Source organism: Clostridium sp. C8-1-8, assembly GCF_009928445.1.
GTDB lineage: Bacteria > Bacillota > Clostridia > Clostridiales > Clostridiaceae > Clostridium_AR.
In genome coordinates, this window is the sequence record NZ_JAABNO010000001.1 from 103,336 (window position 1) to 122,076 (window position 18,741).

An 18,741-nucleotide genomic window follows, 5' to 3' on the forward strand; every position below is an offset into this window, starting at 1 on the left:
TTTTAATAGTTATTATAATTAATAGGAGATATTATATGAGAAAGATTACAATCTCTATTCTAGCCATTTTTATACTAGCCAATATTATATCAATCATTAATTTCGGAGGAGGTCACAAAGCACATGCCGCCAATGGAAGGGTAGATCTTACCGATTACGACTTTAGTAAAAAGGAAGTTGTTGATTTAGATGGTGAATGGGAACTGTTTAAAAATAACCTTCTTTCTCCAGAAGAACTTAAAGAAATGAATTCACAAGCATATCTAACTATTCCTGGCGACTTGAAAAGTCAATTAAATGGACAAACCACTGGTTATATGACTTTAAGACTTAGAATAAAAGCAAAAGATGGTGTGGTTTATGGGTTGAGAATAAGTAAGATGCTTTCCGCTTCAAAGGTTTGGATAAATGGTGTTCTTCAAGGAACTGTAGGTAAGATAGGAAAGAGCTATGATGAGGAGAAAGCAATATATCTGCCTACCTACTCATACTTCACCCCTAACAATGGAGAAGTTGAAATTGTTATTGAAACCTCTAACTATAGAGATCTTTTCCCTATAATCAGATCTATGCAGCTCAGCACTAAAGATAAGATAATGAATGAATTCTTGTTAAACGTAAGTGTTGACGTATTGATAGTAGGAAGCTTGTTTGTTTTAGAACTTTTAAATCTCTTTATATTTAAGAAAGTTAAAGGTAATAGAGCTTCTTTGTATTTTTCTATACTTTGCCTATTGGTTCAATTAAGATGTTTATTTTTAAATGAGCGAATAGTAATACGATTCTTTCCCAATATGCCTTACGAATTAATGAGTAAGACAGCTGCCCTCACATATTATCTATGGATACCGATATATGTTTTATTTATTAGAGAAATATTTAAGGATATTCCTAAAAAGCTAACAGTTTTATCTTTGAGTTTCTCATTAGTGTTTTCTTTTATTTGCGTAGTAACTGAAGGTCCTTTCTATGATAGTCTTTCATACTTAGGTGAAGGTTTTTTAGCATTAATAATAATAAGTATGTTAATATTTTTGGTTAATAAGGTAATAAAAAAGGAGCGTTACAGTGGAGTATCTCTTCTGGCATTCATTTTTATCATCACAACAACCTTAAATGATGTTTTGGTTAACAATGGTGTTTCATACTCCAGGTATGGGTTTCAAATAGGTATGTTTATGTTTGCTATATTGGAGACTTATGTTATTGCAATTAGGTATTCTGACGAGGTGGCTATTATAGAAAAGTTAAAACTTGAGAACAAGGTAATATACGAAAATTCTATAAGGGATGGGTTAACCAAGCTTTATAATAGAAATTATATAGAAAGCATATTAGATATTATGATAGAGGACTATAAGAAATATAATAGTAAGTTTTCTGTATTGATGATAGACGTAGATTTCTTTAAAGCTATTAATGATAAATTTGGACATCCTTATGGAGATAAGGTATTAATAAATGTAAGCAAGGCTATTGAAAATAGCTTAAGACCTACAGATTATGTTGGAAGATACGGTGGAGAAGAGTTTATAGTTGTACTTCCCAACACAGATAAAGAAAAGGCTAAAGAAATTAGTGAGTCTATAAGGAAAAATATAAAAGATATATATCTAAAAAATGGAAGCATAGTTACTGTAAGTGGTGGCTTATACGAAAATGATACATATATAAAGCAGCAATGCATTGAAAATGCAGATAAGCTTTTATACATAGCCAAAAATTCCGGAAGAGATAGGATTGCGGTATAAATAATATTGAAAAATAATACATATTGGTCTGCTAGAGTTTTCTAACGTATGTTCACAAAGGTGGGTATACAAAAAATCTCACTGAAGAAGATGCTTCAGTGAGATTTTTTACTGTTAGGGAAAATGTAAAGTTTTTGCTAACTAGACCTATTAATTTGAAGGGATTGCAACAGTAAAAGAAAGTTTTATTTGCCAGACAGAACGCTTCAATATACACTGGCAAAAGGCAGATACGCAAAAAATCATTTAAGAAGTCTGCTTTAGCTAAAATTCCGTTCTTTAGGAATAAGTTTGAGAAAAACTAAATATCTATATAGATGTATCGCTTTGAGACTTAATTGATTAGTTTAAATATTATTAACCTATTAGGTTTTTATTGTAAACAAAGAGTGATATAATAGTCTGTAGTGCAGTAATTTAAAATAACTGCATATATATTAGTAACTGATATTATTCTGGCAATAAGTCTTTCTATATAGACAAAACACTTTTTATTTTAGCCCTGTTAAAGTACTGTGTTTAAATTAAGTGGTCAGTGGTCTGATGCTTTAATTCTAATTGTTCGCTCATATGGTATCTCCTTGTTAACCAATTAATTTAAACAATATTATTAAACACATATTATTCTTAGGTAATGCTAAGGTTGTTACTGAATAACTAGGTAATTTCAATAATATTATTTAATCAGGACTATTTATGAAAAGCAGAAGTGTTTTATCTGTGTAGAGCTAACAGGTTGGAATGATATAGAGATGTAATACTTTATGATAAAATTGATATTTTCAAACTCTCTTCTCTGAAGTCGGAGATACTTTGAAAATAAATTTCAGATTGAAGTGGTACATCTTTAGAAGTATTGGAATGAGGGGTGATTAGATTTGGTTGCTGATAAGTTGTTTTACAAAACTCTATTAAAAAATATGTTTTCAGATCCCTTTCAAATTAAGTTCTGGGATGGCACTGTAGAAAACTATGGTGAAGGAGAGGCAAAGTTTAAGATTATCTTTAATGAACCTATTCCAAAGGGAGATATAATAAACGATCCTTCCATGGCACTGGGTGAAGGTTATATGACTAACAAGGTAGACATAGAGGGCAGCGTGCAGGATGTAATAGAATCACTTTACAACAATAAGGAAAGCTTTTTGAAGAATGGTGCTAAGTACGAGAAACTTTTAAAGAAGATAAAGAGCACTATAAAAACAAGCAAAGAGAATATTGAGTTTCATTATGATATAGGTAATGATTTTTATAAGCTATGGCTTGATGATACCATGACTTATTCTTGTGGATACTTTAAAAATGACACAGATTCCTTAACAGAAGCTCAGAAAAATAAGGTTGAGCATATACTTAAGAAGCTTAACTTAAGCGAAGGGCAGAGTCTTTTGGATATAGGCTGTGGCTGGGGCGAGCTTATTATTACAGCAGCGAAAAAGTACAAGGTAAAGGCCCTGGGGGTAACTTTAAGCTCAGAACAGTTCGAGAGAGTAAAACAAAGAATAAAAGAAGAAGGATTAACTGACTTAGTAGACGTTAAACTTTCAGACTATAGAGAATTAAAGAATCTTACCTTTGATAGAGTAGTCAGCGTAGGTATGATAGAGCATGTAGGTAAGGAAAACCTACAAGAGTACTTCCAAACAGTAAACAAGCTTTTAAGCAAAAATGGGCTTTCTCTTGTACATTCTATAACCGGAATAAATGATGGTGGTACTAATACCTGGATTGATAAATATATATTCCCAGGCGGCTATGTACCAGCAGTTAAGGAATTAGTGAACTATATATCAGAACAGGATTTTGAATTAATCGATGTAGAAAGTCTTAGAAGACACTACGGAAGAACCTTAGAGAACTGGGCTAGAAACTTTGAAGCAGCACTTACAGAGGTTAGAAAGAGCAAGGATGAAACCTTTATAAGAATGTGGAGACTTTATCTCAATGCCTGTGCAGCATCCTTTAATTGTGTAAATATAAGCATCCATCAAATACTATTCGGTAAGGGAGTTAATAATGACTTACCATGGACAAGGGATTATATGTATAGATAGTAATCTGATAATATATAGATATTTTATACCATGGTTATTTGGAGAACCAATAGACATCTAGATTGATTTGTGCAAAGAAGTTAATAGTAATTACCTGTTTTAAAAAGAGGTTTTAGAGTCATTACTCATACCTCATTTAGTGATAGGTGGCTATAAATTATTAGATTTAAGGTTTATATTAATAAGCTATTACATAATTAGTAAAACAATTAGTTATGTAATAGCTTCTATACTTGTATAAAATAATTATCTAGTACTTTGTTTAAGTTGAAGATTAATTATTTTGTAATTAATGTATTTTTATGGTATTGTATTTAGTGGTATTATTCTTATCTTTGAGGTAAAACGTAATGCTATTTATAAATCAAAATACATATATATTAAAAAAAGCGATTAATTTAATCATAACTTTGGAGGTAACATAGGTGTTGGTGATTTTTTCTATTGTTGTTATTGTGTTCTTTATAGGCTTAGGTCTTACAATATCATCAACAATACTTCTTATATTATGCAATTTATACAAGAAAAAAACTGGGAAGAAAGTCCATATGGCAATCCGCATAATTTTGATCATTGTATTATTAATTGGTTCTGTGGCCTTTATTGGTACTACAGTACTTTTTCTTTCATGCTGGTACCACGCACCAAAAATGTAACATTTGAAGTGATACTTCTATAAGAAAATAAGTGAAAAACTATATATAACTATTAATCAATCAAAGGCAGAAATATACTTATAGTAGTTCCTACAGATATTTCGCTATTTATCTTTACTCCATAGTCACTTCCATAAAGAAGTTTTATTCTATCATCTACATTCTTTATTCCAATGCCAGTAAAATGTTTATGCTTAGAGGTGGTAGAGGAATAAAGCTTTGATAGCTGTTCTTCATCCATACCAGCGCCATTGTCTACTATCTCGCAGAATAACTTACCATACTTTTCTGATATAAATACATGTATTCTTCCAGCTTCATCTCCGGTGAAGGCATGGAAAAAGGCATTTTCTATAAAGGGCTGCAGTATCAATTTAGGGACTTTGAAGTTATTGCACTGTGGCAATACATGAAAATTCACCTTTATTTTATCTCCATATCTGGTTTCGTTTATGAAAACATAGTTTTTTAGATTATCTATTTCTTGCTCCACTGTTATTGTTTCACTGGTTTCGCTTATGGTGTTTTGAAGAAGGGATATAAAAGCGTTTATGGTGTTGCTTGCCTTTTCCTTGTCTCCTTTTAAAACCAGCCATTTTATAGATGCTAGGGTATTGTAGATAAAGTGTGGATTTATTTGCATTTGAAGTGCTGATAGTTCTGACTTTCTTTGATTTTCCTGAGCTATTAGGAGTTTTTCTACATAGTCATTTATTCCATCAAGCATGTAGTTAAAGGATTTGCTTAATTTCTTTATTTCTGAGCTTCCTTCTAAATTTATATGATTATTAAAATTACCTTCGGTTATCTTGGACATCTCTTTTACCAATATCCTCAAGGGCTTGGTTGTTCTTCTAGTAATTATAAATAATATGGAGAAGGAAATTGAAATTATAACCCCACATATCAAAATGATTTGACTTATGTTGTACATGCTCCCTAGGGCTATGTTTGTATCTATTATATTTACTAAATAGAAATCATATATAGGCATGTACTCCGATAAAACTGTATAGCTTTTTCCACCAGAATTTATATTCTTATACTTTAATTTATTTTTATTTATTTCTGTTGCTATGGCTATCATATTAGCATCTTTGCTTCCGATTAGATTTTGTTTGTTAGAGGAGACTATTGTGCCATCTGGAGACATTATCAATACATCATTGCCTATGGTAGTAAAGTTAGAATAAAGCTTACTAAATACCTTTTCATCTATGGTCATGTACAGCACGCCAAACTGCTCCTTAGTTCTTTGATCATGAAGCACTTTTGTAGCTACGATGACATTATTACCGTTAGTTATGCTTGTAAAACCAGACTTGCTATACCTATAAAGTAATTTATTCGGATTGTTAAGGCTATCCTTAGTTATAGTGCTCTCCTTGATGTCATTTACCGAGGAGGTTAGTAAAGCTGAGCTTCTTATAAAGGTAGAGTTATTTTTTCCAACTAGCAAAAAGTCTATATTTTCACTATTAAATACAGGATCACTTAGTTTCAAATGCTGTTTAAGATTGTATATTATATAAGCCTGCTCTATTTGTGAATTGTTATTTTCCGTAAGATATCTTCTAAAGGCCCAGCTATCATTTACTGTATTCATAACACTTATCAGTTTATTGTTAAGATCAGCAGAGTTAGTTTGTATCTGATTAAGTATTTTGTTATTTGTAATACTGAAGTTATCTATGAATATATTTTTTGAGATGTTCATTATGATGAAGGCTGTGATAATGGATATACTGATACTGCTTATGGACATTATTAATGCAAGTTTAAAAAATAGGCTGTTATTTTTAAGCTTATTTATAAATTTAGACAAAGGAACCTCTTTTATTGTTAAGTATGTTTTTCCTGAATTTACTTGGAGTAAGTTTCTTAAACTTTTTAAAGACCTTGCAAAAATAACTATGATCAGAATATCCAACTTTATAACATATCTCAGAAACGGGGATAGCCTCATTTCTAAGAAGCTCTGCAGCTTTTTCCACTCTTACTTTATTAAGGTACTCACTAAAGCCTTCACTGTTATGAGAACTAAAATAAGATGAAAGATAATAGTAATTAAAGTGGAACTTATCAGCTAGTTCTTTTAGAGACAATTGTTCATCATAATGCTTTGAGATATATTCTATTATTTTGTTTATGATCTGGTCATTCATGGAGCTTTGGTGCTGGCTTAGTAACTCTATTATTTCTTCGGAAATTTTATTTAACAGCTCAACTAAGTCTTCAGAAAATCTTGCTTCATCTATTTTATGAAAGTAAGATCTTTTTAAAGAACTCATTTCCTCTAGAGTAAAACCTAGCTCATCTAATATGTTTATTATGTTATATAAGGCGTTTTGAGTAAGGGTCTTAAGCTCAAATTCATTAAGACTGCAGCTGTGGATGATGTGTTGAACCTGATCCTTTAAGTAATTTAGGGCAGTACTTATATTTAGCATGTAGATCTGGTCAGAGTAGTATTTATAATCAAATTTATCAGAGGTATTAATTACTGGCAAATTGTCATTAGAGATTAAAGTTTCATTCTTAAAGTAGAACCTATATCCAAACAAAGGCTTTATTTCATCATTGTACACCTCTGGCAATCTATATATAGAGCTAAAGGCTTTGCTTATTACTGCAAAGGATTGGTGCACTTTAGTGGAAGTTTCAGATAAAAGACTATTTATTTGCTGTAGAATGGTATGATTATTTTTGCTTTCATAGTTTATAAGAAGCAGGAAAAAATCATTATTTAAGTTTATTTCATAATAGTAGGAAGTATTTAAAGTAAGTTTAGCAGCATTAGACAATGTTAAGGTTAAGTTTAGTGAGGCTAATTTATTGGATGCTTCAAGAGTTTTTAAGTCAAAGGCTATAAGCATAAAGGAATCCTTATCAAATAAGTTATTAATGGTATTGCTGTCGTAATCAACACTGAAGCCAGAGACTAGCTTAGAAAGTATAGAGTTTATGTTCAAAGTAGAATCATCATCGGAAGGTGATAGACTTAAGTTTAGGATATTACTAGCAGTATCCTTTAATAATGAAAGAAGCTCATTAGGATCTAACTTAGGTTTTAGGATATAATCATTCACTCCGTATTTGAAGGTGTTTTTTACATAGTCAAAGTCACTATAGCCGCTTAGAATAACCATCTGCAGCTCTGGATACCTGCTTTTTATTATTTTTGCTAGATCAACGCCATCCATTACTGGCATCACAACATCTGATATTATTATATGAGGCTTAAGCTTTTCAATAAGTCCTAGTGCTTCTTCACCATTGGAGGCTTCCCCAATGATTTCAAAACCTTCCTTTTCCCAATTTAATAGATGTTTTATTCCTTGTCTCAAAATATACTCATCATCAACTATTAAAATTCTGCATAACTCTTTCAATAACATCAGTCCTTTATATTTTTTAGATAGGCTATGTTCAAGCATATTGTTGAAATTAAGTGGTTGTGCAGGAGATGCCATATTAATTCTTTACGTAAGATTATTAAAGCATAGGCGGATTAACCGATTAATTTCGGCATAGTACTTTAACAGCGCCTTCAGATAAAATGTAAATGTATACAAAAATAATTATAGCATCTAAAAATATTACTAGAATACATTAAATTATATTTTTAGCTAATAAAAAAAGTACAAATTCATATAAACATATTTCTATTTGAAAACTTAACTTTCGTATAAAATAAGAACTGTAAGAAATAGTAAACGTTTTAGTAGCGGCTATGCCCACTGTTAAAAGTTAAGTAATAGCTGTAAAAATAAGATGTTGGGGGAGGATCTTTATTATGAAAATGAAAAAAATACTATCAATTGTAGTGAGTGCGGTATTGGTTTTAAGCTTAGGTGCATGTTCAAAAGATGATAAAGGTGGAACAAAAACTTCTGATAATTCAACTAAAAAGATTACAATTTGGGCTTGGGATGGAACCTTTAACGTAGTTGCTGCCAAGGAAGCAAAGGCTATCTATGAAAAGGATAATAAGAATGTTCAAGTGGACGTAGTAGAAATGGCTCAAAATGATATAGTGCAAAAGCTTAATACAAATCTAAGTTCAAATACTGTAGACGGCTTGCCTAATATTGTTCTCATAGAAGATTATAGATCTCAAAACTTCCTAACCTCATATCCAGATGCGTTTAAGGATATGTCTAGCAAAGTAAAAACTTCAGACTTCATGGATTATAAGATAAAGCCAACTAGCTTTGGTGGAAAACAATACGGAGTGCCTTTTGACAGTGGAGTAGCTGCTTTATTCTATAGAACTGACATAATAGAGCAAGCTGGTTACAAGGCTGAAGATATGCAGAATATGACTTGGGATAAGTTTATAGAAATAGGTAAGGCAGTAAAAGCAAAGACTGGCAAGTACATGCTTACACTAGACCCTAATGATTTAGGTATTTTAAGAATAATGATGCAGTCTGCTGGACAGTGGTATGTAAAGGATGATGGTAAGACTGTAAACTTAGCAAATAATGAAGCTTTAAAAGAAGCTATAAAGATATATAAACAAATAGCTGATTCAGGTATAGCAAAGCAGGTATCAGACTGGGATCAATTTGTTGGAGCCTTCCAAAAAGGGGAGACAGCTTCTGTTCCAACTGGCTGCTGGATATCAAGCTCAATAATTAAGTCAGAAGATCAAAGTAAGAAATGGGCTGTAGTTCCTATACCTAAGTTAAGCACAGTTTCTAGTTCTGTAAATGCATCAAATATAGGTGGGTCAAGCTGGTATGTTTTAGATAAGGTTGCTAACTCAGATGTAGCTGCAGATTTTCTTGCAAAAACCTTTGGAAGCAGTACAGAGCTTATGAATACTCTAGCTCAGAAAATTAATCTTACAAGCACTCTAAAAGCATCAGCTTCAACAGATAACTACAAAAAGCCTGTGGATTTCTATAATGGTCAAAAGATATTGGAAGACTTCTCTAACTGGACTACTAAAATACCTTCAGTAAATTATGGGTTATATACTTATACAATTGAAGATATATTGACAGGTACAGTTCAATCAATAGTGAAAAACAATACTAATATAGACACAGCTCTTAAGGATGCGCAAACACAAGCTGAATCTGCTGCAGTAAAGTAGATTAATCTCTTCCAGGTATTGTATCAAATTGAGGCATCGCTTTGCTGCTACCTTAGTTAGCTTTAAAAAGTTAGCTTACGGGTATCTCTATAGTGGGGCCTCAATTTCATAAGGAGTGATAAAAGTTGAATATTGTAAGACAAGGTCCTTTAAATAAGAAAAACAACACTAAACCAAGTGCATTAAGTAGAAATTATAATATGGCTGGATGGCTTTTTACCATATTAAGTATAGTACTAATAGTTACCTTTGTTTTCTATCCTATGATACAGGCTTTCATATTATCCTTAAAATCAGGTATGGGAAATAACCTTAAGTTTGTGGGCATCGACAATTACAAAAGATTGTTCAGTGATGATACCTTTAAAAAGGCAGTACTTAATACGCTTATTTATCTAGTGGTACAAGTACCTATAATGATTCTTTTAGCCCTTTTTGTTTCCGTTTTACTAAATGATAAAAAGCTTAAAGGAAAAGGCTTTTTTAGAACAGCTATATTTTTACCTTGTGTAACCTCTCTAGTTGCTTACTCTGTAATCTTTAAGAGTATATTTTCCAATGATGGACTTATGAATAAGTTTTTGATGGATTTGCATCTGATTGCTTCGCCTATACAGTGGCTTACTAGTCCTCTTTGGGCTAAGCTCACAATTATCATAGCTATAACCTGGAGATGGACTGGTTATAACATGATATTTTATTTAGCTGGGCTTCAAAATATAGATTCATCCATATATGAGGCTGCAAGAATAGATGGTGCATCAGCGGTAAAGCAATTTTTCAAAATTACTGTACCTTTGTTAAAGCCAATAATTTTATTTACCACAATTACCTCAACTACAGGTACCTTACAGCTATTTGATGAGGTAATGAATATAACTAAGGGTGGGCCAGGAAATGCGTCTACAACCATATCTCAATATATTTATAACCTTAGCTTTAAGTATAGTCCTAACTTTGGATATGCAGCAGCAGTATCTTATACTATTCTTTTCATGATAGTTATATTATCCTTGATACAATTTAAGGTGGCAGGTGATGATAAATGAGAAAGTTAACTAGTATTTTAAAATACTTATTTTTAACAATAATTTCTTTGGTTTCGATTTTTCCTTTTTTATGGATGATAATAAGCATGACTAATAAATCTGTTGATGTAACCAGGGGATCTCTTATTCCAGGATCACATATGGTTGAGAATATAAAAAATTTATTTAAGTCTGACTTGCACTTTTCTAAGTCTTTAGTAAATTCTGCAGAGATAGCTATAATAACAACAATCTTAGCACTTATAATATGTTCTTTGGCGGGCTACGGCTTTGAGGTATATAAAAATAAGGTCAGAGATAGAATCTTTGGAGTGCTTCTACTATCAATGATGGTACCTTTTGCAGCACTTATGATACCTTTATTCAAGATGTTTAGCAGCTTTAAGGTAGCAGGACTTAACACCACTGGTTCAGTAATAATACCGAGCTTATCCACTGCCTTTCTAGTGTTTTTCTTTAGGCAGAACACCAAGTCCTTTGCCAAGGAACTTTTAGAAGCTGGCCGTATAGATGGTTTAGATGAGCTTAGAGTTTTCACTAGAATTTATTTTCCTACCATGAAGTCTTCCTATGCAGCAGCGGCTATCATAACCTTCATGGGAAGCTGGAATAACTATATGTGGCCTCTGATAGCCTTACAAAGTCCACAAAAAAGAACCGTTCCGCTTATAATCTCAACCATGAGCTCCTCTTATACTCCTGACTATGGAATGATAATGGCTGGAGTAGTAATAGCCACAATACCAACTGCTTTGGTATTTTTCCTCATGCAAAAGCATTTTGTTGCTGGAATGCTTGGTTCGGTAAAAGGTTAATATATATTTTCCTAAATCTATTGAAAGTTTATTAAAACTATTGGAAAATAAAGTAGTGTATACGATAACAATAGCATAGTGCTTCAAATATTATGATGGAGGATTACTAATATGGATTTAAAAACACCTAGTATAGAATGGCTTTCTGATACTTCAATCTTTGCAGTAAACAGGGTTGAAGCTCATTCAGACCATAAGTATTATCTAACAGAAGACGAGCTAAAATCAGGAGATATGAGGCTTAGACAGAGCTTAAATGGTAACTGGAAGTTTAGTTTTGCTATAAACCCAAGTTCAAGGGTTAAAGACTTTTATAAATTAGATTATGACTGTAATTGTTGGAAGGATATTGAGGTGCCTGGACACATACAACTTCAAGGCTACGACAAGCTTCAATATATTAATACTATGTATCCTTGGGATGGGCATAGTGAACTTAGACCACCAGAAGTATCTGAAGAATACAATCCTGTAGGAAGCTATGTTAAGTACTTTCAATTAGATGAAGCATTGACAGGTGGTCCTTTATTTGTATCCTTTCAAGGTGTAGAAAGTGCCTTTTTCCTTTGGCTTAATGGAGAATTTATTGGCTATAGCGAAGATAGCTTTACTCCAGCAGAGTTTGACCTTACTCCTTATATAAAGAATGGTGAAAACAAGCTCTCTGTAGAGGTTTATAAGAGATCCACTGGAAGCTGGTTAGAAGATCAGGATTTTTGGAGATTTTCAGGTATATTTAGAGAAGTATACTTATATACAGTACCTAAAACTCATGTACAAGACATATTTGTAAATACTAATCTTGATAAAGCCTATAAAAATGCTGTTTTGAAAGCAGAACTAAAGCTTAGTGGACATATTGCAGGTATTGCTGACTTGGAGCTTAAGGATAAAAGTGGAGTTACTGTAGCTAATCGTACTAATATTAAGTTAGAGCCCAATATGCAAATATCCATGGATGTAACTGACGTAAAGCTTTGGAGTGCAGAAGATCCATATCTTTATACTCTTTATGTAAGCTTAAAGGATGAAGATGATAAGACTATAGAGATAGTACCGCAGAGAGTTGGTTTCAGAAGCTTTGAGATGATAGACAAGGTAATGCATTTGAATGGCAAGCGAATAATCTTTAAAGGGATAAATCGTCATGAATTTAACTGCAGAAGAGGAAGAGCCATAACCAAAGAAGATATGCTTTGGGATATAAAGTTCTTAAAGCAAAGTAACATAAATGCAGTTAGAACTTCTCATTATCCAAATCAAAGCTATTGGTATGAGCTTTGTGATCAGTATGGGATTTACCTTATTGATGAAACTAATCTTGAGACTCATGGTTCTTGGATGAAGATGGGACAGGTAATACCGGATTGGGTTATCCCTGATAGTAAGCCAGAATGGTTGGATATAGTACTTGATAGAGCAAAATCTATGGTAGAAAGAGATAAGAATCACCCTTCAATACTAATATGGTCCTGTGGAAATGAATCTTATGGGGGAGAAAATATCTATAAGATGTCGCAGTATTTTAGAGAAAGAGATGCTTCTAGGCTAGTACACTATGAAGGTATCTTCCATGACAGAAGGTTCAATGCTACAAGCGATATGGAAAGCAGAATGTATGCAAAGGTACATGAGATAGAAGCTTATTTAAAGGACAATCCACAGAAGCCGTATATAAGCTGTGAATATATGCACGCCATGGGCAATTCCTGTGGAGCAATGCACAAATATGTAGAGCTTGAAGATAAGTATAAGCTTTATCAAGGTGGCTTCATTTGGGACTATATAGATCAAGCGGTAGTAAGTAAAAATAAATTTGGTGAGGAGTTCTTAGCTTATGGAGGAGATTTTGATGACAGAGCTACAGACTATAACTTCTGTGGTGATGGAATAATATATGCAGATAGAACTATATCCCCAAAGGTACAGGAAGTTAAGAAGCTTTACCAAAACATAAAGCTATATGCAGATGCAAAGGGAGTTAAGCTAAAGAATGAAAATCTATTCATAGATACCTCAGACTATTTTCTAGAATACAGCTTATATCTTAATGGAGTAGAGAAGTATAACAATAAGCTAGAGGTTATGGTTAAGGCTGGTGAAGAGGCTTACTTTACCTTTGACCTTCCTAAGCTAGAACAGGCTGGAGAATACTTTATAAATGTAGCTTTAAAGCTTAAAGAATCAAAACCTTGGGCAGAAAAAGGTCATGAAGTAGCTTTTGATCAATATATATATCCTGTTAAGAAAGAAAAAGGCTTAAAGGAGCTTAATAAGATCAAGGTCATACATGGAGATGTAAACATAGGTGTTAAGAATAGAGACTTTAGCGTATTATTCTCAAAGCAGGAAGGTGGCATTGTATCATTAAGGTATAATGGGAAAGAAATGATAACCAGAACTCCAATGCCTATATATTGGAGAGCTACTACTGATAATGACAATGGAAATAGGCAAGGCTTTAGATGCGGTCAGTGGCTTCAAGCAAGCTTATTCCAAAGGTGCATAAAGGTTGAGGTCTTTGAAGAGGAATATAGTGTTAAGGTTGAATACACCTACAGTCTTCCTCTATCAGTGCCAACAGAGGTTAAGGTAGCCTATACCACCTATGAGGATGGCCAAATTAAAGTTAGCTGTAATTATAAAGGTGTAGAGGGGTTTCCAGAAATGCCTATCTTCGGTTTAGCATTCAAGCTTTCTTCTGACTATGACAGCTTCACCTTCTATGGTATGGGACCTGAAGAAAATTACATTGATAGGGTAAAAGGAGCTAAACTAGGCATATTTGATAAGCTTGTTTCAGACAATGTTTCAAGATACCTAGTGCCGCAGGAAAGTGGTAACCATACTGGGGTAAGATGGGTTAAGCTTAAAGATAAGAATGGCTTTGGCATTGAGTTTTTAGCGGAAGGAGAAAGCTTTGAGCTTGGAGTGTCTCCTTATACAGCCTTCGAGCTTCAGAATGCGCTTCATTATCATGAGCTTCCAAGAACTAACTACACCGTTGTAACCATAGCCGGAAAGCAAATGGGTGTAGGTGGAGATGATAGCTGGGGAGCACCAGTTCATGAGGAATATTTAATTGATTCTTCAAAGGATATGAATTTTGAATTTATTATAAAAGCAGTAAAGTAAGATAGCATTAATAAGCATTTTAATCCAACAACCGTTTATATACCATATACAGGATGTGCTATTAGTTTAGGCTGTATTGTTGAACACAATATAAATGAGTAGTTAAAGTGAATTTTGCATAGAAAAAAAAGGGAAGTGATGAGTCTTTTGATTCACCACTTCCTTTTTGCTGTATAAATCAATATAAAACTTTTTGTTCCCTTAAGAATATGTTCAATATAAACAATTAGCAGCATATTGCTTAGGAATAAAATACAAGTACATAAGTAAATCACAAATAGATATCTATAAATGAAGTACTAACACTACTGTTAAAACTGACAAATCCTTAACTTAAAGCAACTATTATAGCACCAACAGCTATAAGTGCCACTCCAAAGCCATTCATCTTGCTTATCTTTTCTCCTAAGAACATAACTGCCAGTATGGTTGCAAGAACTACGCTGAACTTATCTATAGGTGCTACCTGAGACACCTTTCCATACTTTAAAGCTAGAAAATAAAATAGCCAAGATAGAGCACCAGCTAAGCCGCTAAAGACAATAAAGGAAAAAGTCTTTTTATCAGAAATTATTTCTGGAATCTTGCTAAGCTTCCCTTGAAACACCACAACTAGAAAAAGAAAAGCAGCCATTATAACTGATCTTATAGCAGTAGCAGTATTTGCATCTACAGATTTTAGACCTATCTTGCCAAAGATAGCTACAAGTGCAGCAAATACAGCAGATAACATGGCAAAAACAAACCAAAGAGCATTCATTAAATCCATCCCCTTATATAATTATAAAAATTTATTCATCGATAAAGTAGTGCATTGAAATTAAATGGTTAGTCATCCGATGCTTAAACGAGCTTGCGCAAAGAATTAATATGATTTCTTCATATTCCATGGCTAAAACTGTAAACTCACTACGTTCGAACAATACAGTTTCCTAACGCCATTCCATCTGAAAAAATCATTTAATTCTAGTAGCTCGCTCATATAGCATCTCCTTCATAACCATTTAATTTCAATAATATTTTTATACATGTTCTAAAATTACTATTTAAAATGGGCTGAAACCAGCATAAAAACTATATATTTATATGAATTTATAAATATATAAATATAGTAATTATTAGAGTAACATTCTTATAATACCTACTTAATTATAACTCTTATTATTCTAGAGCTTAGAATTTTAATGAAATTTTAATAAAAATTTTAGTGTTTTCTAATGTAAGAAAACTAGTATTAGTTTTATAGAGTAAAAGTGATTAAAGATATTGTTCTTAGGTTAAAAAGGTTATCTTAAGGATAATCAGGCTACGGCCGGATTTTATTAGCCTGCTTAATTTGGACAATATCAAATTATAATAGGAGGTATAAAATTATGAAGGAATTTATATCAAAACTAAGAGAAAAGCTAACAAAAAACAATAAGAAGACAGCACGAATTGCAGCTATAGTTGTGGCGGTGATTTTTGTTATAACGGTAACGGTATTTTCAATAATATATTTTAGAGCAAAAGCAAATATAAAGTATAGCCAAGATCAATTAGAAAAGATAGCTTTAACCAAGGTTAAGGGTGAAGTTGTAGGCGTTAATAGGGAGCTAAACTTTAAAAAGGACAGTTTTGATTATGACTTTAAGATTAAAACTCCTAATAATGTGTTGAGAGACGTAAAGATGGACTCAGAGTATGGAGTTATATTGAACTCTAAAGGTAACATTAAAAAACAGACTAAAAAGAATAATACAAACAAAGTTAGAAAAAACAATAAAAATAAACAGAGCAAAAATGAGGATAATAAAAATGAGGACAATAATAGCAATCAGGAGTAAAATTGTTATATATTGAAAACTTGCCATGTTTATAAGCATGCTTTTGACATTAAGAAATTAATATAGCAGTGCTTTATGCGGTTAAGTAAAGAATTTTAGATGTATAACGGAGATGGTACGTTGAAGGATTTAAAGATACTTTTAGTAGAAGATGAAAAACAAATGTCTATGTTCATTGAGATGGAGCTTACACATGAAGGCTATAAAGTTGATACAGCCTATGATGGAAGAGAAGGCTTAAGTAAGATAGAAAAGAATAGCTATGATTTAATATTGTTAGATATCATGATTCCAGGCATCAATGGCATTGAGGTATGTAGAAGAACCAGACAGTTTTCAGAGGTTCCAATAATAATGCTTACGGCAAAGGGAGAAGTTTCGGACAAGGTTTTGGGGCTAGATGTAGGGGCAAATGATTATCTTACTAAGCCTTTTGTTATAGAAGAGCTTTTGGCAAGGATTAGAGCTCATACTAGAGGAAATACTATAATAAATAAAAGTGATAAGCTTATGATAGAAGATGTTGTTATGGATAGAAAAGCTCATCAAGTATGGAGAAGTGGTCAAGAAATCGAACTTACAAAAAAAGAGTATGAGCTGTTAGAAATGCTGATTTTAAACAAAAATATAGTTTTGACCAGAGAAAAGTTGATAGGCAGTATATGGGGATATGATTATGTTGGCGACACCAATGTAGTAGATGTATTCATAAGATATTTGAGAAGCAAGATCGATGAAGGTTTTGAACATAAGCTTATAACGACTATAAGAGGCGTAGGCTATGTGATTAAAGGTGATTAATATGAACTTAAAATTTCTTAGAAGTGCAAAGATATCCTTAAAGCTTACCATTATTTATGCTTTTATGTTTTCTCTTATATTATTAGTACTTAGTTCAGTAACTTTATATGGAACTAAGTACTTTCTATATAAACAGGCAAATAAGCAAGTTCAAGAACTTACTATCATAATAAAGAATAAGATTAATGAACAGCAAGAGCAACCTGACTTGTATAGCAAAGAATTCTTTTTAGATATACCATCAAAGGAAAACATTTATATCAAGATATCAGACAAGGATGGAGCTATCATAAATCAATCTAGAAGAGTTAACTTTAATATAAAATCAAAGAGCATGGATGGTAAAACAAGGCGACTAGAGAAAAATGAGAAACATTTAATATACTTAAATACAAAAGTTAAAAGTGCCTATGGTGTACTTTATATACAGGTAGTAAAAGATCTAGAAAATGAATACAGCTTTATGAAAATATTATTTATATTTATGGCAATTACTGATTTCCTAGGTATATTAGCTTCACTAGCTTTTGGTTATATAATAAGCAAAAAGATGCTGATTCCTATAGATAAACTGACTAATACTGCTGAAAACATAAGCATTAACAACTTGAAGGAAAGAATAGAAGTAGAAGGACCAGATGATGAGTTGAGAAGGCTTGGCAATACCTTTAATAACATGATAGATAGGTTGCAGAAAGCTTTTGATAGCCAAGTGCAGTTTGTGTCTGATGCTTCTCACGAGCTAAGAACACCTATTGCTATAATCCAAGGCTATGCCAATCTTCTTGATAGGTGGGGGAAAGATGATAAGGAAGCCTTAGAAAAATCTATCTATGGCATAAAGCTTGAGGCTTCAAACATGGCAAATCTTATAGAGAAGCTGTTGTTCCTTGCTAAAGGTGACAGTTACACTCAAATAGTAGAAAAACAGTACTTTAAGATTAATGAATTGATAGAAGAGGTTGTGCAGGATACTAGGTTAATTGACGACGCCCATCTAATAAAAAATAGAGAGAATACAGTAACGGAAGTATATGCAGATTATAAGCTACTGAAACAAATGTTAAGAATATTTATTGAGAATAGCATAAAATTCACACCTCAAGGTGGACTTATATCAGTAGATTCTGTTGTAGAAAATGGCCAGCTGCAGATAAGTGTTATGGACACAGGCATAGGAATACCAGAAGAGGACATTAATAATATCTTTGATAGATTTTACACTGTAGATAAATCTAGATCAAAGGAAAAGGGTGGAAGTGGATTAGGGCTTTCCATAGCAAGATGGATAGCAGAAGTGCATAATGCAAAGCTTGAAATACTTAGTGAAGAAGGAAGAGGTACAACCGTAATAGTAAGGTTGGATTTATAACTTTTCTTTTATAAGTTTTATTTTTTTCAAGTCTAATATATATAAAGTCTGATACATCTAATTGTAATTATATTACATTAAAGTTATAATGATGCTATAAATTATGTGTGTGTTTATTATATAAATTAAGAGCAATACTAAATCTACATGTAATTTTTTGGTTGAGAATAATGAATAT

General features: G+C 32.4%; 13 protein-coding genes. 10 read left to right on the top strand and 3 right to left on the bottom strand.

The window, feature by feature from the left end:
• Nucleotides 1–35: 35 nt before the first annotated feature.
• The 3 genes from GXK57_RS00435 to GXK57_RS00445 all read left to right on the top strand — a co-directional run bounded on the left by GXK57_RS00435 (nucleotide 36) and on the right by GXK57_RS00445 (nucleotide 4,461).
• Nucleotides 36–1,751 (top strand): diguanylate cyclase, encoded by a 1,716-nt coding sequence (locus GXK57_RS00435; RefSeq protein WP_160669809.1) that lies wholly within the window; start codon nucleotides 36–38, stop codon nucleotides 1,749–1,751.
• A gap of 878 nt (nucleotides 1,752–2,629) precedes the next feature.
• Nucleotides 2,630–3,805: a cyclopropane-fatty-acyl-phospholipid synthase gene (locus GXK57_RS00440; protein WP_279285470.1), complete on the top strand. Its 1,176-nt coding sequence runs from the start codon at nucleotides 2,630–2,632 to the stop codon at nucleotides 3,803–3,805.
• A gap of 425 nt (nucleotides 3,806–4,230) precedes the next feature.
• The gene (locus GXK57_RS00445) at nucleotides 4,231–4,461 is read left to right on the top strand and encodes a hypothetical protein (RefSeq protein WP_160669812.1); all 231 of its coding nucleotides are present in this window, start codon (nucleotides 4,231–4,233) and stop codon (nucleotides 4,459–4,461) included.
• A gap of 52 nt (nucleotides 4,462–4,513) precedes the next feature.
• Here GXK57_RS00445 and GXK57_RS00450 read toward each other — a convergent pair whose 3' ends face one another.
• The gene (locus tag GXK57_RS00450) at nucleotides 4,514–6,286 is read right to left on the bottom strand and encodes a sensor histidine kinase (RefSeq protein ID WP_160669815.1); all 1,773 of its coding nucleotides are present in this window, start codon (nucleotides 6,284–6,286) and stop codon (nucleotides 4,514–4,516) included.
• Entirely contained in the window at nucleotides 6,279–7,853 is a 1,575-nt protein-coding gene (locus tag GXK57_RS00455; protein WP_160669818.1) for a response regulator, read from the bottom strand. Before GXK57_RS00455 ends, GXK57_RS00450 begins: the two co-directional genes overlap by 8 nt.
• Before the next feature lie 404 nt (nucleotides 7,854–8,257).
• On the opposite strand from GXK57_RS00455, the gene GXK57_RS00460 reads away from it, so the two are divergent.
• The 4 genes from GXK57_RS00460 (at nucleotide 8,258) to GXK57_RS00475 (ending at nucleotide 14,564) form a co-directional block, all read left to right on the top strand.
• A complete protein-coding gene (locus tag GXK57_RS00460; RefSeq protein WP_160669821.1) occupies nucleotides 8,258–9,565 on the top strand; it encodes an extracellular solute-binding protein in 1,308 nt (435 codons plus the stop codon).
• A 200-nt stretch (nucleotides 9,566–9,765) separates the two neighbouring features.
• Nucleotides 9,766–10,614: a sugar ABC transporter permease gene (locus GXK57_RS00465; RefSeq protein WP_160670565.1), complete on the top strand. Its 849-nt coding sequence runs from the start codon at nucleotides 9,766–9,768 to the stop codon at nucleotides 10,612–10,614.
• On the top strand, nucleotides 10,611–11,429 hold the full coding sequence (locus GXK57_RS00470) for a carbohydrate ABC transporter permease (RefSeq protein ID WP_160669824.1): 819 nt from the start codon (nucleotides 10,611–10,613) through the stop codon (nucleotides 11,427–11,429). Before GXK57_RS00465 ends, GXK57_RS00470 begins: the two co-directional genes overlap by 4 nt.
• Nucleotides 11,430–11,540: 111 nt before the next feature.
• Nucleotides 11,541–14,564 (top strand): glycoside hydrolase family 2 TIM barrel-domain containing protein, encoded by a 3,024-nt coding sequence (locus tag GXK57_RS00475; RefSeq protein ID WP_160669827.1) that lies wholly within the window; start codon nucleotides 11,541–11,543, stop codon nucleotides 14,562–14,564.
• Nucleotides 14,565–14,892: 328 nt separating this feature from the next.
• Here GXK57_RS00475 and GXK57_RS00480 read toward each other — a convergent pair whose 3' ends face one another.
• Nucleotides 14,893–15,324 (bottom strand): EamA family transporter, encoded by a 432-nt coding sequence (locus tag GXK57_RS00480; protein WP_160669830.1) that lies wholly within the window; start codon nucleotides 15,322–15,324, stop codon nucleotides 14,893–14,895.
• Between the two features lie 613 nt (nucleotides 15,325–15,937).
• Between GXK57_RS00480 and GXK57_RS00485 the strand changes: the two genes are divergently transcribed.
• From GXK57_RS00485 to GXK57_RS00495, 3 genes are all read left to right on the top strand, one after another.
• The gene (locus GXK57_RS00485) at nucleotides 15,938–16,390 is read left to right on the top strand and encodes a hypothetical protein (RefSeq protein ID WP_128210960.1); all 453 of its coding nucleotides are present in this window, start codon (nucleotides 15,938–15,940) and stop codon (nucleotides 16,388–16,390) included.
• A 120-nt stretch (nucleotides 16,391–16,510) separates the two neighbouring features.
• Entirely contained in the window at nucleotides 16,511–17,191 is a 681-nt protein-coding gene (locus tag GXK57_RS00490) for a response regulator transcription factor (RefSeq protein WP_202127647.1), read from the top strand.
• 1 nt (nucleotide 17,192) lies between these two features.
• Complete coding sequence (locus tag GXK57_RS00495; RefSeq protein ID WP_202127648.1) at nucleotides 17,193–18,563, top strand: HAMP domain-containing histidine kinase; 1,371 nt, start codon at nucleotides 17,193–17,195, stop codon at nucleotides 18,561–18,563.
• Nucleotides 18,564–18,741: the final 178 nt, after the last annotated feature.